General features: G+C 68.1%; 19 protein-coding genes and 1 pseudogene. 9 read left to right on the forward strand and 11 right to left on the reverse strand.

Going from position 1 to position 25,224, the window contains the following annotated elements:
* Positions 1–181: 181 nt before the first annotated feature.
* Positions 182–1,261: a hypothetical protein gene (locus tag ACFYYB_RS27225; protein WP_389438233.1), complete on the reverse strand. Its 1,080-nt coding sequence runs from the start codon at positions 1,259–1,261 to the stop codon at positions 182–184.
* Positions 1,262–2,927: 1,666 nt separating this feature from the next.
* Between ACFYYB_RS27225 and ACFYYB_RS27230 the strand changes: the two genes are divergently transcribed.
* On the forward strand, positions 2,928–3,779 hold the full coding sequence (locus ACFYYB_RS27230) for a polyprenyl synthetase family protein (protein ID WP_389438462.1): 852 nt from the start codon (positions 2,928–2,930) through the stop codon (positions 3,777–3,779).
* A gap of 637 nt (positions 3,780–4,416) precedes the next feature.
* On the opposite strand, the gene ACFYYB_RS27235 is transcribed toward ACFYYB_RS27230, so the two are convergent.
* From ACFYYB_RS27235 to ACFYYB_RS27245, 3 genes are read right to left on the reverse strand one after another with little or no spacing between them, the layout of a single operon-like run.
* Positions 4,417–5,019, reverse strand: coding sequence for a hypothetical protein (locus ACFYYB_RS27235; protein WP_389438234.1), 603 nt, complete (start codon positions 5,017–5,019; stop codon positions 4,417–4,419).
* Positions 5,016–6,524, reverse strand: coding sequence for a sensor histidine kinase (locus ACFYYB_RS27240; RefSeq protein WP_389438236.1), 1,509 nt, complete (start codon positions 6,522–6,524; stop codon positions 5,016–5,018). Before ACFYYB_RS27240 ends, ACFYYB_RS27235 begins: the two co-directional genes overlap by 4 nt.
* Entirely contained in the window at positions 6,521–7,225 is a 705-nt protein-coding gene (locus ACFYYB_RS27245; RefSeq protein ID WP_389438237.1) for a response regulator, read from the reverse strand. Before ACFYYB_RS27245 ends, ACFYYB_RS27240 begins: the two co-directional genes overlap by 4 nt.
* 204 nt (positions 7,226–7,429) lie before the next feature.
* Here ACFYYB_RS27245 and ACFYYB_RS27250 point away from each other — a divergent pair, with 204 nt between their 5' ends.
* Positions 7,430–8,290, forward strand: coding sequence for an SGNH/GDSL hydrolase family protein (locus tag ACFYYB_RS27250; RefSeq protein ID WP_389438238.1), 861 nt, complete (start codon positions 7,430–7,432; stop codon positions 8,288–8,290).
* A 49-nt stretch (positions 8,291–8,339) separates the two neighbouring features.
* Entirely contained in the window at positions 8,340–9,593 is a 1,254-nt protein-coding gene (locus ACFYYB_RS27255) for an acyltransferase family protein (RefSeq protein ID WP_389438240.1), read from the forward strand.
* A 192-nt stretch (positions 9,594–9,785) separates the two neighbouring features.
* Here ACFYYB_RS27255 and ACFYYB_RS27260 read toward each other — a convergent pair whose 3' ends face one another.
* The gene (locus ACFYYB_RS27260) at positions 9,786–9,908 is read right to left on the reverse strand and encodes a hypothetical protein (protein ID WP_389438241.1); all 123 of its coding nucleotides are present in this window, start codon (positions 9,906–9,908) and stop codon (positions 9,786–9,788) included.
* 166 nt (positions 9,909–10,074) lie between these two features.
* On the opposite strand from ACFYYB_RS27260, the gene ACFYYB_RS27265 reads away from it, so the two are divergent.
* The 3 genes from ACFYYB_RS27265 (at position 10,075) to ACFYYB_RS27275 (ending at position 14,010) form a co-directional block, all read left to right on the forward strand.
* Positions 10,075–11,079, forward strand: coding sequence for an Ig-like domain-containing protein (locus tag ACFYYB_RS27265; RefSeq protein ID WP_389438242.1), 1,005 nt, complete (start codon positions 10,075–10,077; stop codon positions 11,077–11,079).
* A 764-nt stretch (positions 11,080–11,843) separates the two neighbouring features.
* The gene (locus tag ACFYYB_RS27270; RefSeq protein WP_389438244.1) at positions 11,844–12,350 is read left to right on the forward strand and encodes a SigE family RNA polymerase sigma factor; all 507 of its coding nucleotides are present in this window, start codon (positions 11,844–11,846) and stop codon (positions 12,348–12,350) included.
* Between the two features lie 427 nt (positions 12,351–12,777).
* Positions 12,778–14,010: a mannosyltransferase family protein gene (locus ACFYYB_RS27275; protein WP_389438246.1), complete on the forward strand. Its 1,233-nt coding sequence runs from the start codon at positions 12,778–12,780 to the stop codon at positions 14,008–14,010.
* A 201-nt stretch (positions 14,011–14,211) separates the two neighbouring features.
* Here the strand turns inward: ACFYYB_RS27275 and ACFYYB_RS27280 are convergent, their stop codons facing one another.
* Positions 14,212–15,657, reverse strand: a complete 1,446-nt coding sequence (locus ACFYYB_RS27280; protein ID WP_389438247.1) for an MFS transporter — start codon at positions 15,655–15,657, stop codon at positions 14,212–14,214.
* Between the two features lie 812 nt (positions 15,658–16,469).
* On the opposite strand from ACFYYB_RS27280, the gene ACFYYB_RS27285 reads away from it, so the two are divergent.
* Positions 16,470–18,113: an ABC-F family ATP-binding cassette domain-containing protein gene (locus ACFYYB_RS27285; RefSeq protein WP_389438248.1), complete on the forward strand. Its 1,644-nt coding sequence runs from the start codon at positions 16,470–16,472 to the stop codon at positions 18,111–18,113.
* On the opposite strand, the pseudogene ACFYYB_RS27290 reads toward ACFYYB_RS27285, so the two are convergent.
* Together ACFYYB_RS27290 and ACFYYB_RS27295 are read right to left on the reverse strand one after the other, a co-directional pair.
* Positions 18,112–18,363: pseudogene (locus ACFYYB_RS27290) on the reverse strand (cryptochrome/photolyase family protein); the annotation flags it as partial. The gene ACFYYB_RS27285 and the pseudogene ACFYYB_RS27290 overlap by 2 nt on opposite strands.
* Before the next feature lie 319 nt (positions 18,364–18,682).
* The gene (locus ACFYYB_RS27295) at positions 18,683–19,576 is read right to left on the reverse strand and encodes a DUF4437 domain-containing protein (RefSeq protein WP_389438250.1); all 894 of its coding nucleotides are present in this window, start codon (positions 19,574–19,576) and stop codon (positions 18,683–18,685) included.
* A 130-nt stretch (positions 19,577–19,706) separates the two neighbouring features.
* Between ACFYYB_RS27295 and ACFYYB_RS27300 the strand changes: the two genes are divergently transcribed.
* On the forward strand, positions 19,707–20,246 hold the full coding sequence (locus tag ACFYYB_RS27300; RefSeq protein WP_389438251.1) for a TetR/AcrR family transcriptional regulator C-terminal ligand-binding domain-containing protein: 540 nt from the start codon (positions 19,707–19,709) through the stop codon (positions 20,244–20,246).
* Between the two features lie 113 nt (positions 20,247–20,359).
* On the opposite strand, the gene ACFYYB_RS27305 is transcribed toward ACFYYB_RS27300, so the two are convergent.
* From ACFYYB_RS27305 to ACFYYB_RS27315, 3 genes are all read right to left on the reverse strand, one after another.
* Positions 20,360–21,364 carry an alpha/beta hydrolase gene (locus tag ACFYYB_RS27305; protein ID WP_389438253.1) on the reverse strand — a complete coding sequence of 335 codons (1,005 nt, stop codon included), beginning with the start codon at positions 21,362–21,364 and terminating at the stop codon, positions 20,360–20,362.
* A gap of 239 nt (positions 21,365–21,603) precedes the next feature.
* Positions 21,604–22,275 carry a TetR/AcrR family transcriptional regulator gene (locus ACFYYB_RS27310; RefSeq protein WP_389438254.1) on the reverse strand — a complete coding sequence of 224 codons (672 nt, stop codon included), beginning with the start codon at positions 22,273–22,275 and terminating at the stop codon, positions 21,604–21,606.
* A gap of 101 nt (positions 22,276–22,376) precedes the next feature.
* Positions 22,377–23,822 carry a dihydroorotase family protein gene (locus ACFYYB_RS27315; protein WP_389438255.1) on the reverse strand — a complete coding sequence of 482 codons (1,446 nt, stop codon included), beginning with the start codon at positions 23,820–23,822 and terminating at the stop codon, positions 22,377–22,379.
* A gap of 163 nt (positions 23,823–23,985) precedes the next feature.
* On the opposite strand from ACFYYB_RS27315, the gene ACFYYB_RS27320 reads away from it, so the two are divergent.
* A complete protein-coding gene (locus tag ACFYYB_RS27320) occupies positions 23,986–25,215 on the forward strand; it encodes a CaiB/BaiF CoA transferase family protein (protein WP_389438257.1) in 1,230 nt (409 codons plus the stop codon).
* Positions 25,216–25,224 lie beyond the last annotated feature (9 nt).

Genomic DNA, 25,224 nt, shown 5'->3' on the forward strand with positions numbered 1-25,224 from the left:
CTAGGTCAGCGATCACGGAGGTTGAGAGTCCCGTGGTCCGACATCCAGACATGATCAGACTGCGTGCTGCGATCCCACCACGAACAGCCCCACGACCCAGCCCAACCCTCATCACGCCAACCATGCACGAGCTCATTCGTCACCCGGGGTTCATGCTCGTCCTCTTGGGCGCCAGTGGTAGTCAGACCTTCCACCACCAGGCTACGGAGGGATAGCGCGGTGGTGTCACGCAGTCGTGTTCGGGGTGAGTGTCGGTAAGTGTGAAGGTGACGGGAGGCGTAGAGGCACCGGCAATGCGCTGGCGGTAACGGGCGGTAGTGGCGTACCAGTCGAGGTTGGCTCGCACGATCTGGAGGTTGGCCTGGGCCGAACGTGCCAGGTTGATGTCCCCGGATGCGGCCAGGTCGTCGGCGAGGCGGCCCATTTGGCAAGAGAGCCTGTCGCGAAGGGTTACCGCGGGGGAGATCGCTTCTGTGCGGGTGATGCCGTGTTCGGTAGCGAGTACGTCGAGAATGTGCGCACTGGCCTCCTCGGCAGGTGGGAACGCCAGATCGTTGTCGATGCCGCCAATGGCGCCCATGAGTTCGCGGATGGCCACCAGCCGCGGGTCGGCCCACTGGGCTGCGGACAGTTCGAATCCTCCGACGGCCGGGACCGCGCCGGTGTAGACGGGGCTGGAATCGTCGTCTACGCGCCAGGGCAGGTAGTCGTTCACCGTGGTGATGGCGCGGCCAGGAATGATTGCAGTCAGCCACCTGCGATTGCCCTCCGCGATCGGCGCCCACTGGTCCGGCGTGACGGCCCGGGAGAGGCGGCGTACGAAGTCTCGAAAGCACCTGACGAAGACGCACGGGTCTGGCACGGGGCACTCAGGGGTGTCGAGCACACGCTGCGCGGCGGCCAAGCAGACCCGGGTGTGCTGCGGGTCCGCGGTTCCTGAGGTGACGTGGTCGTCGTAGAAGAAGCCCCAGACCGCGTGATCGGTGATCAGCCGCAGGACGTTGTCGTTTGCAGGGGCGGGGTAGGCGTCGGTCACCAGGAGGGCAGAGGCCGTCCCTCCGTAGAGCTCGGGGGCCGTGGGTGGTTCGAACGAGGCGTACCAGGCGACCGACTCCTCCTCGATAGCGCGCCAGGGCCGCCCCTGATACTTACCTGGGGGAAAGGGGCAGTACAAGGTGAGGTTGAGAGCCGGAGGGGCGCCGGAGCTCGTGGTCTGTGCCGTTGTCTCGGGTTGTGCGCGCGTGGTGGAGTCGTCGGTCATTGCATGGCTCCTTGTAGTGTTCGACGGTTTCGTTCGCCGGAATGAGCATTAGATGCCGAGGTCCTTGCGACAGGCGGGTTGCTCAGGCGACGAGTTTGCTGCCAGACCCATTGGGCGCTCCCAGCCGTCACGCAGTCTTCGCGTCGCTGCGGTTGACTTCCGCGGTTCGCGGATTCCTCTGGTGTGTGCCGAGCGTGTCACGGTGGTCTGATTGTGTGCAGAGCGCAGTGCGGGGCGTGCGGAAGCAAACAGCTCAACCAGCCCGCTCACTGCGGAATGGTCAATCCTCTGAGCCAATGCTGCAACGCCGGATGGGCAACAGCAGGAATGCCTCACGAGCAATCCCAAATGATCTGAGGGGGAGCGCACTTCGTTGGGCGCATCAGCCGCCCCTCGACTCCGCGAGGCACGTTGTCGGGGCGAGACATCGCGACATTGCTGAGCGCTCAGATATTGCCTGGCGACGCCGTCGTGTCCGATCTCGGGCCGTCGGATGGCCGGCTGTCCCCACTCCCCCAGCCTTCCGCAGGCGGGTGAGCAAGAACGGTACGCATGCCGACAATGCCAGAGCCCACGGCCGCGGTGGTCGGTCGGCGCTCGGCGCGTGGCTTTGCCTGACTGCTGGCAGGAAGCGTCCAGTGGGCTAGCGGGCGCGGTGTCAGGAATCTGCAGAAAGCGGTCAGTAGCCGGGTGCAGGCCGGGGCTCTGCGCCGGCCTGCCAAGCAACGGTGGGGGTGCCCAGGCCTGTGCGGGGCGGATGCGGATGGGGACCGTGCCGGCGCACGACCGGCGCACACCTCTTTCAATCCCGGCCGATCCCGTGACCCGCCATGCCGGAGAGCAACCCGGGCCCGGCGCGCCGGAAGTCTCGCGGGGCGTGGGCAGTGCCTCAAAGGGGCGACCGATCTTTGTGCTCCACCCTCCGGTCCAAGGAATACGCCCCCCTTGCCGCCGCATCCAGTTCAGCAGGGCTGGGCCGGCATCGTCAGCTGACCGCAGGTGTTTGCGTTGGCGGGCGCAGGGGGCGTAGAGCACCGGAGCACGTTGGGAAAGGGGTGTGTGCTCGGCTGTGCCGGGCAGTGAACGAGCGCTGCGTGCTTCCGGTGCGCCGTCCCGTCGGCGCTGCTCAGGAGTTTCCCTGGGTAGCCGTACCGGCACCGGCCTGGTGCAGGACGTCGCAAAGCGGACAGCCGTTGGTGCCCGACAACTTGCGGTGGCCCCAATTTACCGAGAACGCACTCACAGCGATCATCGGTCCGGCCGCCGCTAGTGATCGGCGAACTTCTCGCCGCGGGCAACTGCAGTCCCCCGCCGACCGCCAGAGGAATGCAGCGGAAGGCAAATTCGCAGATGCCCGCGCCGCTCTTCTAACACCGACAGGAGTCCAGCGATGCCACACATCCCCACGCCCAGTCTGCCTGGTCCACTTCACAACCCGCCCGACGTCTCATCTACCCGGGCAACACTGGTGCCATCGGGGGTCCCATCCCCACGCGGCACTCCTGAGGACACCGCCCTTCGCATCCTGGCCGGGGCATCTGCACTGACCGTGCCGGCGCTCAGGGAGGCGGTCGACGGTCTCGCACCCGACGTCCGGCACGCGGTCGGTGTCCACTTCGGGTGGTGGGACCTCACCGGCGGACCTCTGCGGGCGTCGCAAGGGAAGATGGTCCGCCCCGCTCTGGTACTCGCCTGCTGCCGCGCCGTGGGCGGAGACAAGATGCAGGGCCTGCCCGCGGCCGTCGCCGTGGAACTGATCCACAATGCCTCCTTGCTCCACGACGACATCATCGACCACGACGCCACACGGCGCGGCCGCCCGACCCTGTGGGCGCAGCTGGGACTGCCTGCCGCGATCCTGGCCGGGGATGCACTGTTCTTCCTCGCAATCGACGTTCTCACCGACGCCGGCGGCCCTCTCGCCGTCGGCGGCATCAACTCGCTGACCGCAGCCACCCAGAAGCTCATCGGGGGCGAGTACACCGACGTCCTTCTCGAAGAGCAGACCTCTGCACCCCTGTCCGTCGTCGAGGCCATGGCCCAAGCCAAGACGGGGGAGCTGATTGCCGAGGCCTGCGCGCTCGGGGCTCTGGCTGGCGGCGCCTCACCCGCCACCATTTCGCTTCTGAAGCGGTTCGGTGTCCACTTGGGCGCAGCGTTCCAGCTCGTCGACGACATCCTCGGGATCTGGGGCGACCCGCTACAGACCGGCAAGCCTGGCTATTCGGACCTACGCGCTCGCAAGAAGTCCCTTCCCGTGGCCGCCGCTCTGAACGCCGGCGGCCCGGCTGCCGCGCGCCTGGGCGAGCTGTACGCGCGGGCGGAACCTTTCTCCGAGGAGGAGTTGACCTTGGTCGCTGGCCTCGTCGACCAGGCCAACGGCCGCGCGTGGGCCGAGAAGACCGCCGCCAGCCACATCCGCGCGGCACGCCGCCACCTGGTCGCCGCCTGTCCTAGCCCAGGCGCGGCCGAGGACCTGAACGTCCTCGCCCGTATGATCACCCACCGCGACCGCTGAAACCCTGAACCAGGCGCTGATCGCTGGCGCCATTCAGAGATGTCGTTTTCCTCCGGTTTAGCGGTTGTGCGAAGTCGCTGGATGGGAGGCCGCAACGGCGGCGTGGCTTGCCGTTGAATCCTAGTCCAGCCCACGCCGCAGCTGAACGACTACGGCACCGTCGTCGAGGCCCAGCAACTCGGAGCCCAGCCGGTAGCCACCGAGGAGTCCTGGCCGAAAGGAATGGGGAGCCCTCACCGGATAGTGCAGGGCAATGTATCCCCCTGGCGGCGATATGAGCCCCGATCGGCTCAGGCTGCGTGCAGATGGGACTTCCGACAGAGGGCAGCGGCAGCGGCAGCGGCAGCGAGGGCCACGGCGGCAGGGACCTGCTCGGCACCATCGACACGCACAGTGGCACTTTCGTCCCGTCTCATGACCGCTGGGGCCGGCCAGGCGCCCAACTGCCGAGTTCATCAACTACCCAGTGTGGGGGGACAGACCGGGGTTATGCATCTCTGCATGTGCTCGTTCCTGCCACCCCTGCACATGCGGTGGCCCAAGGTCATCAGGGCAGGCCCGTAGGTGACCGCGTTTGCAGAGCCAGCGCGGGAGAGACGAGGGAGCCACTCGGGACCCATCGTTCGTTTCGACGACGTCAATTCACCTCTGTCCCGGGTAGGCCGCCCGGTGGGGTGCCGCCGGGCTCGGACAGGGAGCGGGCTCCGCAGCGGACCGGGAAACCCGCATCGTCCTCTGCGGGCCGGCCTGCACTGGTCTCGTGGACCCGTACCACGATGCGGTCGGGCGGGGTGTCGTCGAGGTTCTTGGCGTGAACCAGCGTGCAGACCATCTGACTCAGCACGATGTTGTCGAGTTCGCCCGCGGCCACTGAAAGGGGCAGGAACAGGTCGACCGTGCCTGGTCCGGCGAAGGCGCTGGGGCGGTGTGGCATCTGGGGAATGTGGTTGGCCAGACCCCGGGCGCGCTCACTGTCGGTCGGGCCCTCCAGCAGCAGGTTCAGCGCCTGTTGCGGAGTGGTGGGGCCGGTGGCGGGCCGTGAGGCCTGGCGGATTCCGTACGCGCTGGCGAAGTACAGCTGGACGGTTTGGGTGTGGCCCGGCTGCTGCTGGACGCCCGTGGCCGGGCCGCCGGCGCGTACCGCGTCGGTGGTGCTGATGCCGCAGCCGGCGACCGCAACCAAGGCTGCGGCCGCTGCCTTGGTGTGGAGGAGGCGGCGGGCTCGAGGGGTGGGGGTCATGTGGGTTCCTCAGCTCCGGGCACCGTGCTTGCCGGCGGTGGGGACAGAGGCAGGTTCAGGGTGAACACGGCGCCGCTCTTGCCGCTGGGGTGTGCGGCGTTTGCGGCGGTGAGAGTCCCGCCGTGCAGTCGGGTGTTCTCCGCGGCGATGGCCAGGCCCAGGCCGCTGCCTTCGGAGCGAGGCCGCGCGGTGTCGGCCTTGAAGAACCGGTCGAAGAGGTGCGGGAGGTCCTTCTCGGCGATTCCGGGGCCGGTGTCGGTGACGGTGAGTACGGCCGTGGCGTGGTGCGGGCAGATCCGGCCGGTGACGGTCACCGGTGGCGCGCCGTGGTGGAGGGCGTTACCGATGAGGTTGGCCAGCACGACGTCGATGCGCCGGGTGTCGATGTGAACTTTTATCGCGTCCGGCAGTTCGGTAGTGATCCGTGGGTCTTCCTCCCAGCCGCGAAGGCGCAGTGCTGTGGCCAGGGCGGTGCGCAGGTCGTAGGTTTCGGCGTGCAGTTCGGCGTGGCCGGAGTCGAAGCGGGCGACTTCCATGAGGTCTTCTACGGTGCGTACCAGGCGGCGGGTTTCGGATGCGATCAGTGCGACGGCGTCGGCTGTGTCGGGGGGTAGGGCTCCGGATGCGGCGTCTTCGTCGAGGACGTCGGTGACGGCGGACATCGCGGCGAGTGGGGTGCGCAGTTCGTGGGCGATGTCGGAGGCGAAGCGGCGGGCGTTGTCTTCCAGTAGGCGTAGTTGGGCGTCGTCGTGCTGGAGTTTGGCGGCCATGGAGTTGAAGGTGGTGGTGAGTTGAGCCAGTTCGTCGTTTCCGGTGACTTTGAGGCGGGTTTCGAGGTGGCCGGCTTCGAGTTGTTGGGCTCCGTGGTGCAGGCGGCGTACGGGGCGTAGGACGCGGCGGGCGGCGAGGAGGGCGGGGATGAGTGCGAGGGCGAGGGCGGGGATGATGCCGGCTTGGGCGGCGGTGAGGAGGGCGGAGACGTCGGTGGCCTCGTTGTCGAGGGGGAACACGGCGTAGACGTGCAGGCCGGTGGGGCGGGTGTCGCCGGTGGGTGTGGTGGCGCTCAGGGGTACGCCGACGGCCAGCCAGGGGTGTCCGTCGTGCTCGAAGCGTTGGTAGGCGGAGGCCGCACCGTCTCGGACTGTGTTGGTCAGGGATTGGGGCGGGGCAGGGGCCGCCGGCCGGTCCGGTGCCGGTATGGGGGTGGCGTCTGCGAGTGCGGCGGTGGTGGTCCAGTTGCGTGAGCCTCCCGCCAGGTCGAGCTGGGCGGTGAGGGTGTTCAGGTCGGCGACGGTGGGGGGCTGGGGAAGGTCTGGGGCCAGCGAGGTGAGCTGGGTGCGCAGGTCGCGTACGGCGGAGTTCTGGGTGCGTTCCAGGGCGGCGGTGCGGGCTTCGCGGAAGGTGAGGGCGGCGGTGAGGAGCGATCCGAAGGCGGTGGCGAGGAGGAAGGCCACGACCAGGCGTGCGCGGAGCCCGCTGGTCCATGCCGTGGGGTGGCGGTTCACAGGGGGCCGAAGCGGTAGCCGAAGCCCCGTACGGTCTGGATCAGGAGGGGGTGGCGGGGGTCGTCCTCGATGCGGGCGCGCAGGCGCAGGACGCAGGCGTCGACGAGGCGGACGTCGGCGTGGAAGGTGTACTCCCAGACGCGTTCGAGGAGCTGCTGGCGGGTGTAGACCTGGCCGGGGTTGCCGGAGAGGAACAGCAGTAGTTTCAGTTCGGTCGGCGCGAGGGTGGTCTCGGTGCCGTTCTTGAAGACGATGAGGGAGGCCCGGTCGATAGTGAGTGAGCCGTGTGTTTCGGGGCCGTCGTGGGTGCGGCGGGGTGTGATCTGCTCGGGGTCCTCGGGTGCCACGCGCCGAAGGACGGCGCGCATGCGTGCTTCGAGGAGTTCGCTGCTGGCGGGTTTGACGAGGTAGTCGTCGGCGCCTGCTTCGAGTCCGACGATCATGTCGAGTTCTTCGCCTCGTGCGGACAGGATGACGAGGGGGACGCTGGAGGTGGCGCGGATGCGGCGGCACACTTCCAGGCCGCTGATGCCCGGGAGCATCAGGTCCAGGAGGACGAGGTCGGGGCTGAGGTCCTCGAAGGCGTCGAGGCCGTGCTCGCCGGTGGCAGCGGTGGTGGTCTCGTGGCCTCGGCGGCGCAGTGCGAGAACCAGTCCTTTGCGGACCGCGGGATCGTCCTCGATGAGCAAAACGTGAACCATGAGACCTTCCGGGCATTTCGAAGCAGTCTGGTCATTGTCCCTGATCATCTGCCTTGGGTGTGTGACGGCTGGACTCGTAGCTCATGACGGGACAACGACGGAAGGCAGTAGGCCCGCGGGCTGCAGTGACGGCTCGGCTGTGGCTCCATGACGGGACGATGACGAGCCCGGAATCGCCGACCGGCGGCTGTTTGCCTGTTCCACATGAACAACACCAAGCCCTACACCGCATCCAGCCCCGCCTCTGAGGAGGCCACCGCGTTCCGCCGCAGTCTGGGCCGAGCCGCGATCCTGTCGGCCGCCGCGCTCGCCACCACGCTCACCCTGACCTCCTGTGGCAACGCCCCTCAGGACAGCGACGCCCAGACCCCCGCCGTCCAGGGCGGACAAGTCTTCTCTACCGGTTCGCAGGGGAAGAAGCCCCAGAAGGTGCTGTGGATGGGTGACTCGGTCGCCGTCGGTGAGGCCCTGCCGCTGGAAGCCTCGCTCAAGGCGTCCGGGATCGGCTTCGCCTCCATGGCCTCCGAGGGAGGCGGTGGCGTCCTGGGACCTAAGCCGATCACCGACGCCACCTGGCAGGAGCTCGCAAAGAAGCTGTCATCCGAACACCCGGACACCGTCGCCTACCAGATCACCACCTACGACTGGGGCACCGCCGCCGAGCAGCAGGCGGCGTACGAGAAGCTGATCACCACCGCGAAGGCCGCCGGCGCCCGTGCGCTGATCGTCTCCTCCCCGCCCTTCGATGTGGACTCCGATTTCTACGCCAAGTCCAAGGCCGCCATCGCCAGTGCCCCCAAGGCAGCGAAGGCCGCAGTGGCCGCCCATTTCGATGACGCCTCTTTCCTCGACTCAGTCGCCCTGTGGGGCACCGACTACAAGGCGCCGAAGGCCCAGCGCGCTTCCGACAAGATCCACTCCTGTCAGCAGGGCACCGCTTCCTTCGCTCAGTGGTTCATCAGCGAGCTCGGCGAATTGGATGGCTTCAAGCCCGCCGACGCAAAGAAGTGGGCGGCCGGCGAGTGGACCAAGTCGGATGTGTTCTCGAAGCTGAACTGCGCCTGACATGCGCCCCACACCCATCACACCGAGCGACCCGCGGTCCGATAGCCCGGTGACACCAGGCAGGCACCGGCGGGCTGCCTCCACCCACGATCCCGGCGGCGCCCGCCGTTCGCACATCGCGCCCTTGGACGGCCTGCGTGGTCTCGCCGTCCTAGGGGTTTTCCTCTTCCACACCGGTGTCCTGCCAGGCGGGTTCCTCGGCGTCGATCTGTTCTTCGTCCTGTCCGGGTTCCTTATCACCGGGCTCCTGGTCCGAGAGGCAGCCATCAACGAGGGCCGGATCGACCTGGCAGCCTTCTGGGGCCGCCGGGCCCGCCGCCTGGCTCCCGCCCTCTTCGCCTGCCTGGCCGGAACCATGGTGCTGACAGCGCTCCTCGGCACCCCGGCAATGAAACGCTTCGCCCACCAGGACGCTCCCTGGGTCCTGGCCAACCTCGCCAACTGGCACTTCATCACCGAGCAGGTCGGCTACTTCCAGGCCACCCCCACCCGGGTCCTGACTCACATGTGGAGCATCGCCGTCGAAGAGCAGTTCTATCTGCTCTGGCCACCACTGCTCCTGCTCCTCCTGCGCCGGCGACGCAGCGGCAGCGGTTCAGCCTCAGGTCGCGCACTCGCCATCACCGCCCTGCTCGGTGCACTCGCCTCGGCAGCCCTGATGGCCTGGCTGGTCGCCCCCGTGGACACGACCCGCGTTTATGAGGGAACCGACACCCGCGCCTTCTCCCTGCTGCTCGGCGCACTCGCCGCCTCGCCCCCTGTCCGGCGCTGGGCGGCCGGGCTCCCCGCCCGAACGGCAGGGCGCCTTGCCCTGATCCCCGGGACACTGCTGGCCGCCTGCTGGGCCCTGGCCTGCGACGGCCGGCTGCCGCTCCTCTTCCGCGGTGGGCTGCTCCTGCACTCCGCGGCAGCCGCAGCTCTCATCCTCCTGCTCGCCCGCGCCCCTCGCGGCCCAGTCGGAAGAATCCTGGGGTGGCGCCCCGCAACTGCACTAGGAGGACTCTCCTACGGCTTCTATCTCTGGCACTGGCCGCTCATCCTCCTCCTGGAGAACTCCGGCCCCCCGCTGAACAGCGGGATGCAAACCCTCTTGTTCGGCGGAGCCACCCTGGCCGCGGCCGTTCTCTCGAAGAAGCTCCTCGAGGATCCCGTGCGCTACAGAGCCCACTGGGCACACAGCCGATCAGGCGCCCTCGCCCTCCTCACCGCCGTCACGGCTCTCGCCGTACTGTGGCTGGCCCTCCCCCACTTCCTGCACGACACCACCCCAGCCGTTGACGTGACACGCCTACCGCCCCCCTGACCGCAGACCACACCCCCGCCAAGCCCCCACCAAAAGGCTCTCCGTCCTGCCACGAAGGCGGACCCCTCCCCCACACCCGCGTGCGGCTACCCAGCGGGGCGGCCGGGGGAGATACGGCAGGAAGCACCGCTCCAGGGCCTCCACCCCGCGAGGGCAGCCCAACCAAACCAGCGGCGCCGGCCTGTTACAGGCCTAGCCCGCGCTCAGCGCCCCGACGAGCGGCTTCGCGGCATGAGCGGCCAGCACCGCGGCCTCGGCCCGATCCAACCTCTCCTGAACGGCGGGGAACACAGCCTTGGCCACGAACATGATCACCACCACCTCCTCGCAATCTCCGTGCCGGATGCCAGACCCCACCCTGAGTTCCGGTCGGCGCCACCACCACCTCCTGAAAAACGCCCATTTCATTCGACACCAGCCGGCTCGGCCCTCCACATGACCAGAGCATTCCAAAAGCCCCAGACGAACAGAGCGAGTCACCATGCCCACCCTCCTTTCCCTCGCTGACCGCCCTGCCCGCTCGTGCGCATCGGCCGTCGTGGTGGCCGCCTCATTGCTCCTGCTGAGCGGGTGCAGCGATAGCGGGGGTGACCATCCGAAGCCGAGCTCCGCGGACGAGGCTAAAGCACAGGGAGCCCCGGCTGACGCAAGCCCGCAGCCGAGCACCCCCGCCAAGGTCACCACCGGTCCGGAACTCGACTTCGACCTGACCCCGGGCAACGGCAAGACGGTCGGTGTCGGCCAGCCGGTGTCTCTGCAGTTCCACAAGCCAGTGAAGAACAAGGCCGCCGTGGAGAACGCCCTCACTGTCACCACCGACAACGGCACCGAAGGTTCCTGGGGCTGGGTCAAGACCCCCACCGGCTATGACCGCCTGGACTGGCGTCCCAAGGACTACTGGACTCCGAACACCAAGGTACGAGTGCAAGGCGATCTAACGGTCGTCGACCCCGGCAACGGACACTTCACCCGCACTCTCGACCGTGCCTTCACCATCGGCCGCGACCAGCGGATGGTTGCCGATCTGGACAAGCACACCCTCACCGTGACACGGGACGGCCAGGCGGTGAAAACGATCCCCATGTCCGGCGGTGAACCAGTCAAGGACCGCGCATCACGCCCGGGGATATTCGTCCTCAAGACCAAGGAAGAACAAGTCCGCATGACATCAGCGTCGGTGGGTGGTCCGAAAGAGTACGACACCCTCGTGCAATGGGCGATGCGCTTCACCGACACCGGCGGCTACCTCCACGCCGCGCCCTGGGCCGACGACAAGGGCGATCTGGGGAAGAAGAACACCAGCGCGGGATGCATCGGCATGTCCGACACCAACAGCAAGTGGCTGTTCGAAAACTCCCAGCTAGGTGACCTCGTCACCATTCAAGGCCAAGAGGCCACCGGCCCCCTGGGCGGCCCGGGCAACGGCTACGCCGACTGGAACCTGACCTGGGACCAGTGGCAGGCGCTAAGCGCGGCCCATTCCTGACAGCCTGCGATGAACAAGGTGGTTGCGAACGAATCCTGATGAGACGGCTGTCGCGCCGGCGCGGAGGAACCCTTCGGCCGGCGCGAAACTGTGAGGTGAGCGTCAGCCCGAGCACACGTTCAGACGACGGACAGATCTGCGTCGACAGGATGCGGAGCCGCTTGGCTACCCGGGTCACCTCGTCGGCCAGATCGATGGCGAACCCAACAGCATTTCCAGCTCGGCGATGATCCAGCCCTCGCCGCCAATCACCCGCAGCGCGGGCAGCGGCCGCGATGATGGACGCGTCCTTCGCGTCCCTCTTGATGTCGCCGGACCGGCACCGATCGCTCAGCCGAATCCTCGTCGCCTGCGGCCCTGACGGCCCTCAGCTTGAGCGCTTTTGGAACGTGTCCTCGTTCCCCTGATCGGAGCCAGGCCGGCTGGCCGGCACACGGTCCGACCGCGTTCTGGCGGACACGACCTCCACGTCGCGGAAAGCACGCCGTCAGCTGCAGCAAGGCAGATCCGGCACACCATTCCAGAGCGCGTCCGCCGAAATCGAAGCCCGCAGAAACCGCGGCGCCCTTGACCATCCTCCGTTTCGACACCGATCGGGTGTCGCCCGAAGATCCTCACAAGACCTTGGTCAGGGCAAAAATTCGAGGCTCGTATCAACACCCACCACAGCTGGCTGTGAGCGCTGTCACAGGATTCCGTGTAGACCGGATGAGGTGCGGCAGGCGTATGCGCTGTGAGAAGGACACACAGATTCAGGAGTGTTTTTGACCGGCGAGGAGTTCGAAGAGTTCTACGCACAGGCCGCCAGCCGGCTCACAGGGCAGATGTACGTCATGCTCGGCGATCACCACGAGGCTCAAGACGTCGTCCAGGAGGCCTTCGTCAAGGGCTGGGGGCAACGGCACAAGCTGGACCGCGACGGGCAGCCCGAAGCGTGGATCCGCACCGTCGCATGGCGGCTCGCGGTGAGCCGGTGGCGAGTGCGACGGCGCACTGCCGACGCCTGGCAGCGCACCGCCGGGAACCACATCGGGGGGCACGTCCAAGGGCCCGGGCCGGAACACGTCGCACTCGTCGACGCACTGCGCCACCTGCCGCTCAAGCAGCGCCGGATCATGACCCTGCACTACGTGTGTGACCTGACCGTCGAGCAGATCACCGGCGAGACCTCCTTGTCTGCAAGCACGGTCAAAACCCACCTGTCCCGGGGCCGGACCGCCCTCGCCAGGCACCTGCAGGATCCCAGCATTGAGGAGGCCCACGGTGCCTGACCCCCGAGATCCGCTGCGGTCACTCTTCCAAGAGACGGCCTCCGCAGCCCAGCCCAGGACCGGACTGGCGCCCATCGCCGTCATCACCCGCCGCGGAGAGCGGGCCCGGCAGCGCCGTATCACCGGCATCGCCCTCGCCTGCTGTCTCCTCTTCGGCGGATCCGCAGCCACCCTGGCGGTACTCCTCCCCAGCAATTCGCGACCGGTCCTTCCCGCGACCACCCCCTCTCCCCCGCTCCCATCCCCGGTCACGACCTCATCGACCCTCCCCACCACACCGCCCGGCACCCCGACCCGGAGCGCAAGCCCCGGCGCGTCCACCACCCGGTCCCCACAGCCGTAACCAACCCGACAGCTTCCATCACGGTCCCTGGCCCAAGGCCAAGAGCCTGGCTCCTCACACCCTCAACCCGTTCGGAACCCCACGATGCCCATGTCCACACCACACGCACCGCCCAGGAAACCCACCCCATCCGCACAGCGAGGCAGGCGTTCCAGCCACGACCGGAGACCCCTCGAACATCTGCACCAGTGGCTCAGCGCCGCAGACCGTGAGGTCCTCTGGCTGTATCTCCTGACACGGGTCGGAATCTGGACCACCGCGGGAGCCGTCGGCTGGCTCTTTCCCCCAAACCGCACCGACCGCATACCTCGCTCGTTCCTGACCGTCTGGCAGCAATGGGACTGGTGGCACTTCCTCCACATAGCCCAGGGCGGCTACTTCCCCAACCACACAGGCCCCTGGACCCCAGGATGGGACAACCGCGAGGCCTTCTTCCCCGGCTTCCCCCTCACCCTGCGCGCCGTCCACACACTCATCCCCCACTGGGCCGCATCCGGAGCACTCATCTCGCTCGTCTCGGGCGCCGTCGCCGCCCTGACCCTCGCAAGGATCGCCCGCCACCACCTCACCGACCCGGACTCCGGACGCCGAACGGCACTGTTCTTCCTCCTCTCCCCGTGTGCCGTGTTCCTCGCCGCCGGCTACACCGAAGCCCTCTTCCTCGCCCTCGCCCTGCCCGCCTGGCACGCGGCCCAGCACCACAAGTGGCCGGCGGCCGCCGTACTCACCACCCTGTCCTGCTCCGTACGCGTCACGGGACTGTTCCTCGCCTCGGCGCTCCTGCTCCACTTCTTCCTCACCGGCCGGGAGCACCGTTCCTGGCGTGCGGCGCCCTGGCTGGCCCTGCCCGCGCTCCCCCCTGCCCTGTACTTCTGGTACCTCCACGTACACACCGGTGACTGGATGGCCTGGAAACACGCCCAGGAACGCGGCTGGTACCGGGACTTCCACACACCGTGGGAGGCCTGGGCGAACACCTGGACCGCCGCCTTCGGCCACACCCAACCCACCGGCAACGCACTCATGTGGCAGGCCGAACTCCTCGCCATGCTCGCCGGCATCGCCCTGCTCGTCCTTCTCGTGCGACGGCGCCACTTCCCCGAAGCCCTCTACCTCGGACTCACCCTGTACGCCCTAGGCACCTCCTACTGGTACACCTCGATCCCACGCTCCACACTCCTGTGGTGGCCACTGTGGATCGTCCTCGCCGGATGGAGCCTTCGCCGCCCACGCGTACAAGCCCTCTACTTCTACGCCGCGGGCCCCCTCACCACCATCGTCGCCATCACCTTCCTCACCGGCCGGTGGGCCGGCTGAGTGACGTGGGCGACGGCGGGGACGCAACGCATCGAAGCCGCAAATCGGATGCCGTCATATCGCCGACGCGTCCATACGCGTACACGCGCATGGATACTGAGATCATGCAGGATGATCCGCTTGAATCTCAGTAAGTAAAGTCGAGGGCCTGCCATTCCTGAACGGCGGGCCCTCGACGGGTGAAAGAAATTCTACTCTCGATCAAATAGCTTTGGGCGGTTTAGGAAGCATGAACATCAGCGCCCACATACCGGCCAAAGCCGCGATGACGTACCAGGCGGTTTCCGCGAAGGCGGTAGTGACGGTGGCACCGTGGCTGCCGGCTGGGGCGTGGTTGAAGAAGATGAACGAGGCCATTGCCAGTCCCAGTGCGGTGCCGAGTTGCATGGCGGTGTTGAACAGCCCGGCCGCGGACCCTGCATCGTCGTTGCTGACCTGACTGAGGGTGAGTGCCGACAGGCCGGCGCCGATCGCGCCCAGGCCGATGCCGATCAGGATCATCGGGGCAGCGGCGGCCGCGAAGGGCATGTGGGTGCCCTGACTGGAGATCATCAGCTGATAGGCAATCAGGGTGAGAGCGATCAGTGCCGTGCCGGCCTGCGGCACTCGTCGCTGGTGGCGGGTGGCCCATTTGGAGGCGAGCATCGCGCCGGCCATGCCGCCGACGGAGATAGCGATGTTGGCCGGGGCGAACTGCCATGGCGTCAGGCCGAGGCCGTCCTGCATGAACAGGACCCAGGTCAGCAGGAATACGCCCAGAAAGAGGCCGAACAGCAGCTGCGCGGCGAGGCCGCCGGTGAAGGCCCGATTCTTGAACAGGGACAGGGCTACAAGCGCCGAGCCGTCCTTGGTGGTTTTGGCCCGCTGCTGGAAAAGGAAGACGGCCAGCACAACAGCTCCGGCAACCAGCATGCCCACGCTCCAGGCCGGCCAGTGCTGTTCGCCGCCGACGGTGAGCGGATACGCGATGAGCAGCATCGCTGCGGCGGAGAGGGCCACGCCGGCGAGGTCGAGGCGTTGGGCTTGGGGGGCCTGGGACTCGGGGAGGAAGCGGATTCCGAACAGCAAGGTGGCCAGGCCGATCGGGAGGTTGATCAGAAAGATCATCTGCCAGCCCAGGCCGGCTATGTCGACGGCAGTGAGTACGGCGCCCAGGGCCGGGCCGAGGATTCCGCCGAGCGACATGACCATGCCGTAGAGGCCGAAGGCCCGTGCCCGGGAGGGCCCTTCGAAGGTGACCGCGAGGGTGGCCAGGACCTGAGGGACCATCACCGCCGCTCCGATGCCTTGGATGGCGCGGGCGGCCACGAGGAGTTGCGGGCTGGTGGCGATCCCGCAGAGCAGTGAGGCCAGGGTGAAGATGGCGGTGCCAGCGAGGAAGACGCGTTTGCGTCCGTAGAGGTCACCGAGACGTCCGCCGGTGATCAGACCGAGGGCGAAGGTGAGGGCGTAGGCGGCCGGGATCCACTGCATCGCGGCGCTGGAGGCGCCGGTGTCGGCCTGGATCGGGGGCAGTGCGGTGTAGACGATGGAGGCGTCGAGCGCGTTCATCAGCTCGGCGATCAGCACCACGGCCAGGATGATCGTGGGGCCGCGGCGAGCAGCTGCGGGGCGTGGGTGGGTGTGCGTGGGGGTCTTGGTGAACACGGAGAAGTTCCTGTTCGCATGGAGGGGATCGTGACAGGGGCGGGCCTGGGCAGGCCCCCGCACGCCGGTAGCGCGACAGGGTGGAGCGAAGAGGGTACAACGGGCCCAGGCCATGGGAGGGCGCCGTCGTCGAGGCATGCGGCAGCGGTCCGCTATTGCGGACGGCTGGTGGGGAGCCTCAAGACGAGCGGCTAGAGGGCCTGGCGGATCGGAGTCACCTCGGAATCGGGAATGGCCGGGTCCGGGAAAGGAGCCGACGGTACCCGATTAGCGTAGAGGAAGAGTTGCTATCCACGCAAAGCGGGCAGTCTCACTTCGCATATCGGCTCACTCACCCCCAGCGGAGTCTTCCTCGTGGGCGGGGGGCGGTGCACGGACTCAGGAAAGTGGGTGCATGAGAGCAGGCGTTGGGCAGATGGCCTGCCCTCTTGGGTCGACTGGCTGGTGGCATCGGCCGAAAGGGGGATGGTCTGGTGGTGGGGTCAATGTGTACGGTGGTGGACGGTTCTGTTGTCGCCGATTGAGGTGGATTTTGCGCATCTGAGGTTCGTGCCCCTGCTGTCAGCACGGCGTTTCGCCTGTGCTGCCCTGCCGCGGTCGGCTGTGCCGGCGGTGGTGATGTGCGTGCGACCTCTGCGCCTCGTCCCGGCCCTTTGGGTACCGGTTGACGCTGCCTGCGTCCTAGTCACTATTCGATGTCGAATGCGCTGCACTCCCACCTGCCGCCTTGCTGCCGAGCGTGCACAACTTCTCACACTCCGCATTCGTTCCTGGTCGCCAAAGGTGGCCGGACGCGTACGTAAGGCGACCACATGACCGCGATCCTCACCACCAAGAACCTCTCCGCAGGCCACGGAGACCTCGCCCTGTTCACCGGCCTCGACCTGGTCGTACCCCCGGGGGAGGTGATCGGGCTGGTCGGCGCCAACGGGGCGGGCAAGTCCACCCTGCTGCGCATCCTCGCTGGGCTCGCCCGACCCGAGGAGGGACAGGTCTACACCGCCCCGGCCGGAGCGACAGTCGGGTATCTGCCCCAGGAGCCGGACCGTCGCCCGGGCGAAAGCGTCTATGCCTTCCTTGCCCGGCGCACCGGTGTCGCCGCCGCCCAGCACGCCCTGGACACTGCTTCACACGCCTTGGCCGACAACGTGGCCGGGGCGGATGATGCCTACGCCAACAGTCTGGAGCGTTGGCTGGCCCTGGGCGGGGCTGACCTGGACGCACGCGCGGAACAGGTCGCCGCCACCCTCGGTCTCGGGGTCCACCTGGAGCAGGACATGACGTCCCTGTCCGGTGGACAGGCCGCCCGCGCTCAGCTGGCATCTCTGCTGCTGTCCCGCTACGACGTCTTCCTCCTGGACGAGCCCACCAACGACCTCGACCTGGCCGGCCTGGAACAACTCGAGCAGTTCGTCCACGGGCTGCGGGCCGGCGCGGTCGTCGTCAGTCATGACCGTGAGTTCCTCACCCGCACCGTCACCCAGGTCCTCGAACTCGACCGCGCCCAGCAGCAGGTGCGCCTGTTCGGAGGCGGCTACACGGCCTATCTGGAGGAACGTGAGCGCGCCAAGCGACACGCCCGCGAGGAGTACGAGGAGTACGCCGACCGCAAGGCCGCTCTGCAGGAGCGGGCGAGCATCACCCGCTCTTGGGCCGAGAAGGGAGTGCGCACAGCGCAGCGCCGCGGCCGGGACAACAACAAGTTCGCCCGCAGCGCCCGTATGGAGAACAGCGAGAACATGGCCGCCAAGGCCAAGCAGGCCGAACGGCTCATCGAGCGTCTTGAAGAAGTGGAGGAACCCCGCAAGGAGTGGCAGCTGCGCATGCACATCGCCACCGCACCCCGTTCCGGAAGTGTGGTTGCCACGCTGCGCGACGCCACCGTCCGGCGCGGCGAATTCACGCTCGGGCCGCTCTCGCTGGAGATCGGCTGGGCCGACCGCGTCGCCATCACCGGCGCGAACGGCACCGGCAAATCGACCCTGCTCGGCGCTCTCCTAGGACGGATCCCGCTCGACTCCGGCCACCAGACGCTCGGCACCGGCGTGGTGATCGGGGAGATCGACCAGGCCCGGGCACTGTTCCACGGGCATGAGTCGCTCATCGACGCTTTCCAGGCCGCCACGCCGCAGACGGAACCCGCCGAGGTCCGCACTCTGCTGGCGAAGTTCGGCCTGGGCGCCGACCACGTCCTGCGACCGGCACACACCCTGTCACCGGGCGAGCGGACCCGCGCCGCGCTCGCGCTGCTCCAAGGCCGCGGAGTGAACCTGCTGGTCCTGGACGAGCCCACCAACCACCTCGACCTGCAAGCCATCGAACAGCTGGAAGCCGCCCTCGACACTTACAACGGCACCCTGCTGCTCGTCTCCCACGACCGCCGGCTGCTGCAAACCCTCAGAGTCACTCGCCGACTGCACCTCAAGGACGGGCAGGTCACCGACACCCCCGTGTGAAGCCGCGCAGCCGCTCCGAGGGCTGAGCAAGCGCCTCGCGGCGGCTGACGGGAAAGAGACGGGGGCCGTCACGCCCCTCCAAGTTGCTGCCCTCGTCGCGCTCCCAGCGGTCGAGGTCCCACCTGACCTCCTCGTCGATCTCGTCCTCGCGCGGCCGGTACAGCGGCGGTGCACCGAGGGTGGTTCGGCCGCGGAGCGGTGGCTCGCGGTTGTCGTGGTCCCGGTTCCACCGGCCGCCATCTGCGGTTCCCCATCGATTCCAGAGTGTTTGCTGCCAGACGCCAGAGCTGAGTCTGGGCCTGGTCACGTGGGGAGCTGGGCACCCTCCCCTCGGCGCCCTTCTCGGGACGAGGGGGCGCGTGTCGGCAGTGCTCAATGCCAATGGTCGGAAGCGGGTCTGTGCCTCGACCCGCACGGTTTGGACGCCGCAAGCGCGGGGCGGGCTGTGTCGGCGCTGCTGGACCCGCCCCGGCACGCCCTCCACGAACTGCGCCGGCACGTGCGCTCGCGCGGCCCCGCTCAAGCAGTTCGGAAGTTAGTGCAGTTGATGGAGGAATCCCAGCACTGGCTCACTGGTAGGAGGGGTTGTCCCAGGGGCCGATGCTGCGGGAGCGGACCGGTTCCACGAAGCGCGGTGGGACGCTGTGCGGGTGGTCGGGACCCCAGTTGGTGGCCTCTCCCTCCCTGACCACACGGGCGTCGGAGGTGTACCAGTCCACGAGGTCGCTGTCGGAGCGCACGATCCAGGTGCAGCCCTTCTCCGCGTCGGCAGTGAAGTCGCCGTGTCGGATGAGGGCGGGGCGCCAGAAGTAGGTTCCGGGCCACATCTTGCCGTAGTTGTAGTCGAAGGCGCCGTCGAGGCAGTAGGCCTCTTCCGTGCATGGGTGGTGGGCGAGGGGTTCTTCGCGCCAGCCCGGCTTGGCCTTGATCAGCCTGCTGTAGAAGCCGGTCTTCTCGTCGCGAGCCAGCATCTTGATGTAGAGGCCGGGTACGGGTGTGCCGCCGAGGTCGAAGCGCATCGGGCTGCCGTCGCGGACATCGATCCAGGGCATGTCCGAGGTCTGTAGGACAACCAGCTTCTGGTCCGGACGCAGGCCTTCTCGGTCGGTGGCGGTGAGGTCGAAGTGCCAGTCGCCGTATTCGCGGAAGAGCAGGATTTCGGTGCCGGCTTCGGCCGTGACGGGGGGAGTGTGGACTCCGGCCGGGGCCATCCAGAAGCCCTCGGGGCCGAGCACGGTGTCCCCGACAGTCACCCTGCCGGCGAGGATGTACCACTCGGTGGCCGCGTGGTGGACGCCGGCCGGCCGTGACCAGTCGGTGGTGAAGCGGACCTTCAGGGAGGCCGATCCGTCCTCCTCGTCGTAGCTGAGGTTGCGCTGGCGGGCACTTCCCTCCGCGTGTTCGAACTCCCCGGTGTGCCAGATGAGATCGCGCTCGTCCACCAGTTCCACGTGCGGCCGCATGGCGGCTCCCTTCGAGTCGGGTTTCCGATACAGAAAGTACCGGTAACCTATTTGCGGCACAAGATGTATCGTTAATTCGGTGACCCAACCTGGCCGCCCTGCGGGACCTACTTCCGAGACCGAGGCCGTCGTGCTGACCGCCGCCCTGGACCTGCTGCTCGCCGAGGGCGCGGCGGCTCTTTCGGCGCAGCGGCTGCACGCTGCCACGGGGGTCTCGCGGTCGACGATCTACCGGCACTGGCCCACTCCCCATGCGGTTCTAGCAGCCCTGGTCGAGGTCGCTCCGCGACGCGAGGCCACCCCGACCGGGGATGTCCGGATCGATCTGCACACCGAAGTCGACGTCTTGTGCGACCGGCTGCGCGACAAGCCGGTCGGCGGTTTCTTGCAGGCCATCGTCGCGGCGGCGGCCTGGGATTCCACGATGGCAGGACTTCGCCGGAGATACGTTGAGGACCTCTTGGAGCCGTTTCGAGCCGCCCTGGCACCCGCCGGTCTGGCTTCGGCCGAACGGGACGAGGTGGTCTCGGCGATCGTTTCGCCCCTGCTTTTGGACTCGCTGCTGCTGGACAGGCCGGCAGCTCGTGGGCGCGCCCACCAGACGGTCGACGCGATCGCGGACGATGTCGGGTCGGCCCAGGCTCGGCGCCGACCGGCCGCTCCTCGGTGAGGCTCCGCTCGCAGCCAGCCAGCCAGCCATGCAAGGGTCCGGGCCGTGCCCCTTCCACGACATGCTGCCCGCCCCCCGTCGGCGTTGGGGGGCGGGCAGCGTGTCGGGAGGGATCAGGATCCGCTGAGCGTCTGGATGGTGCCCGCCGTGCGCAGGGCTTCGTATCGGCTGCCGCCAGGACGGTGGGTGGCCGTGACCGTGCCGTTGACGTCATCGGTGGCCCAGGTGGTGGCGAACTCCTGGAGGACGGCGACGTTGGCGGCCTGGGGAGTGCCGTTGAGCACGGTGCAGAGCGAGTCGGTGCTGGCACCCTCGGCGTCGCAGTGCGACCCGGTGGTGAGCCTGATGCCAAGGAAGTCCCGGTGGACGTCGGTGGTCAGTTCGACGGTGCCGGAGGCCTGGCTGTTGGCGCTGTAGGGCGGCGAGGAGATGGCGTGGATCGGGAGGGTGGTGTTGTTCAGGCCATTGAGGGCGTTTGCCATGTTGAGCCCGGTGAATGAGTTGACGGGGTCCAGGAGCACGAGTCCGGAGAGACGGGCGAAGGCATTCGGGTAGTTCGTGCGAAGCCGGTTGGCGACGTAGCTGACGGCCTCTCCGCCTGCGGAGTGACCGGAAAACACGAACTCGGCGGGCAGTTGCAGGCCCGGCCGGCCGGCCTTGGCCGCGGCGTCGGCGAAGCTGCGCCCGAGCTTGTCGTTAGGGTCGGCGGATTTCCCGAAAAGGTCGGCGACATTGTTGAGGAATGCCGTGTTGTTCCCGAGGTTGGAAACCGTGCAGCCGAAGGTGTCGGAGGAGGGCAGCGTCGGGGCGAAGACCACGAAGCCGGCGGCGGCGTAACGGCGGGCGGCGTCTTCGAGGTGGTCGTTGGCACGGCTGAAGCCGTGCTGCAGCCAGACGGTCCCCTTCGGTGTGCCAGCCGGGAAGTACCAGTCCCCGGCGCGCTTGTAGACCAGGAAGGCGCAGCGGACTTCGACGGTGTTGGAGACCTTGACTACGCCTGCGGAAGCCTGCTCGGCAGCGGGGGCGGGCGACACGGCCGTCAGGGTCGCGACGGTGGTCAGGGCCGCTGCGAGGAGGGCACGGGGGAGGAAGGTTCGTCTGTGCGCGGTGTCTGTCATGGGGACTCCCAAGGAGGGGGCCGCGTGGCGTCGCGGCGGCGCCAGCCGATCCGGACCGGATCAGCTTGTTTCCTCTGTTGGAACTTTGTTTCTCTAGCGGGTCCCATTGGGCCCCAGCGGAGACGGCACGTCAAGCAGTGCGACGGGGATTCTTTCGCGCCGCTCCCGCCTGTTCGGAACATGCCTGAAGCCCCGTCACGCGGGCGTGGTGACGGGGCTGAAGTCCTGGTACGTGCTGGTCAGCCGCTCGCGGGCGAGCGGCGGAATCCGGTGAGAACGGGTTGTACGAGCCGCTCGATAGCGTTGCGGCGGGCTACCTCATCCCCTCGCGTTGGTGCGACCGGGCCGGCAACGGCCGGGAAGAACGGTGCGAGGGCGATGTGCGGAAGCAGCAGGAGCAAGAGGGAGAGAAGGGCGTCGACATCGGCGTCGGGGCTCAGATCTCCGGCCGCAACCGCTTCTTGGACCAGGGGACGCAGGCCGGCGAGGTAGAGGTGCTGGACGGGTTCGAGCACCGCCTGGCGCACGACAGGGTCGATCTCCATGTTGGTGGCCGCGGTCACCCCGCGTTCCAGGGGGTGGGTCTCGAAGTAGGAGACCCAGGCGTCCATCGCTTCAATGAGGTACGCGGTGAAGTCCGGGGCGCTGCCGCGGCCATCTGGTCGGTAGCCGTCAAGCCAGGGCCGCATCGCCTCGAAGATGCGCAGGGAGGTCTGCTCGGCAACGTAGGTGAACAGGTCGAGCTTCCCGGCGAAGTACTGGAAGAGTGAGCCCTTTGCGACGCCGGCCTGGCGGGCGATGACGTTGAGGCTCCCGGTCGAATAGCCGTGGGTGCCGAATTCGTCCATAGCGGCGACCAGGATGCGTTCCCGCCGTTCCGGCGAGAGGTGCGTCCAGGTGGTGGTGGGCATGCGCGCTCCCCGACAGCGACCGGGCGGCCGGGTGACCGCCCGGTCATCGTCGGGTGCGTGCGGACATTGTGTCAACGCACGGGGCTACCCCGCGCTTTCGTTCAACGGGAGAGGTAGCGCCCTGAGGGGTGGGCTGCGACGGCTCCGTCGCGGTAGGCGATCCGGCCGCCCACGATGGTGATCGTGGGCCATCCGCGCAGCTCCTGCCCTTCGAAGGGGCAGTGGTCCTGTCCGGACAGGAGGAGGTCGGCCGTGACCGTGCGCACGGAGTCCAGGTCGGCGACGACCAGGTCGGCGTCGGAGCCCACCATCAGCGACCCCTTGCCGGTGAGGCCGTAGGCGGCGGCCGGGTTGGCGGAGAGCAGTTCCGCGACGCGGCGCAGTGGTAGTCCGCGCTTGTGGTAACCCTCGGAGAGCAGGATCGGGTAGAGGAGCGCGGTGCCGCCGAATCCGGGCAGGGCGGGCCACAGGGCGTCGCCTTTGGATTCCTCCATGCAGCAGGCGTGGTCTGAGGCGATCCAGTCCACGGTTCCGTCGAGGACGCCCTGCCACAGGGCGTCGTTGTCGGCGCGGGTGCGGATGGGCGGGTTGACCTTGGCGCCGAGGCCGCGGCCGGCGGCGTCGAGGCTCTCGTGGTCGAGGCACAGGTGGTGCAGGGTCACCTCGGTGCGCAGGTCGAGGCCGGGCGAAGCGGCGCGTGCCGCGCGGGCTCCGTCGAGGGCCGCGGCGCTGGAGAGGTGCAGCAGGTTCACCGGACAGCCGGTGGCGCGGGCCAGAGCGGCAGCCTCGCCGATCGCGACTTCCTCGGTAAGCGGCGGGCGGCCCTCGTGGTAGGCGCGCAAGGTTTGGGGGTCGCCGGACCGGCGGACACGGTCGATGAACAGCCGCATCAGCTCGGATTGTTCGCAGTGCAGGGAGAGCGAAACCCGGCCGCGGGGGCGGGCGGCGCCAGCAGCGGCCACCGCTTCCATGAGCTGGTAGAGGTGGCCGAGGTCGTACTCCTCGCCCTCGGCGGTCATCCGGAATCCCTTGGCGTCCCTGGAGTCGGCGGAGAGGTTGAAGCCCTTGTAGAACATGTAGTACTTGAAGGAGCTGACGCCGTGTTTCGCGACGAGCTCGGGTATCTCGCGCACTTGGGCGGTGTCCATCGGGGCGAGGTGGAAGCCGTAGTCGGTGTGGCTGCGGCCTTCGACCGCGGCGAGGACTTCCGGGAAGATATCGTCGTAGGTGCCGGTCCGGTTGAGGTAGTGCTCGCCCGTGCGGAAGTAGGACAGGACGCTCGTTGCGCCACCGACCAGGGAGGAACGCGTCTCCTCCTCGGCGTCCTGCTCCAGGGAGCGGTAGATACCGAGATGGAAGTGGGCGTCGACGGCGCCGGGGAAGACCACCCGGCCGGCCGCGTCGATGACTTCGGTCGCCTCCGAGTCGTCGATGCGCTGTGCCAGGGCGGCCACTTTGCCGTCGCGCACCGCGAGGTCCGCAGTGATCTCGCCGAGGCCGGGCTGGACGAGGGTGCCGTTCTTGATGAGCAGGTCGTAACGGGACATGACAGGCCGGGTAGCCGCAGGCGGCACCACCCGTACCTCCCTTCCGCATCCGTGGATTTGGGGGAAACGCCGTTTCCCTTTTGCGTAATGGACGGTCATGCTAGCTTTCCGAAACAGCGTTCCACAAGGAGAAACAGCGACCCGTGAAGGTGCGTGAGCCCCGATGGAACCTCCCCTCCCCCACGTCGCCCGTTCCGCCGCTCCGGGGCCTCTGCACGGAGTGACCGTCCTAGACTGCGCCACCCTTTTCGCGGGACCGCTGGCCGCGACGATCCTGGGTGACTACGGTGCGGACGTCATCAAGATCGAGCACCCGGTGCGGCCCGACCCGGCCCGCACCCACGGCCCGTCCAAGGCCGGTGAGGGGCTGTGGTGGAAGATGCTCGGCCGCAACAAGCACGCGGCCACCCTGGATCTGAGCCGTCCCGACGGGGCCGGGCTGATGCTCCGGCTGGTCGCCCAGGCTGACGTCCTGATCGAGAACTTCCGCCCCGGAACCCTGGAAAGGTGGGGACTGGGACCGGCGGACCTGCACCGGGCAAACCCTCGCCTCGTCATCGCCCGCGTGACCGGCTTCGGCCAGTACGGTCCCTACGCCCGCAGGCCCGGCTTCGGCACTCTCGCGGAGTCCATGAGTGGCTTCGCCGCCCTGACCGGCCAGCCTGACGGTCCGCCCACCCTGCCGCCCTTCGGGCTGGCCGACGGAGTGGCCGCGCTGGTCGCCGCGTCAGCCGTACAGACCGCGCTCTACCACCGCGACGTGCACGGCGGCCCTGGGCAAGTGGTCGACCTCGCCATCATCGAACCGCTGCTGACCCTGCTCGGACCGCAGCCCACCGCGTACGACCAGCTCGGCACTGTTCCCGCGCGGACCGGCAACCGGTCCGTGAACAACGCACCCCGCAACATCTACCCGACCCGGGACGGCGCCTGGGTGGCCGTCAGCACCTCGGCGCAGTCCGTTGCCGAGAGGGTCATGAAGCTCGTCGGGCATCCGGAGGTGACAGACGAGCCCTGGTTCGCCGGCGGCGCCGGCCGCGCGGCGCACGCGGATCTCCTCGACGCCCAGGTCGGAGAATGGATAGCGGCCCGCGACCGGGACACCGTGATTGCCGCCTTCGAAGAAGCCGAGGCCGCGATCTCCCCCGTGTACGGCATCGCGGACATCTTCGAGGATCCGCAGTACCAGGCCCTGGACTCACTGACGACGGTGGACGACCCCGTCCTGGGCCCGCTGCGCATGCAGAACGTCCTGTTCCGGCTGTCCGCCACGCCGGGCGCCATCCGCTGGACGGGCCGCGCCCACGGCAGCGATACCCGCGCCGTCTACGGCGCCCGTCTCGGACTGTCACCCGCCGAACTGGACGCGCTCGCCGCAGACCGCACGATCTGACCCGACCCC

The sequence above is a fragment of the Streptomyces sp. NPDC002886 genome, assembly GCF_042888445.1.
Classification (GTDB): Bacteria; Actinomycetota; Actinomycetes; order Streptomycetales; family Streptomycetaceae; genus Streptomyces.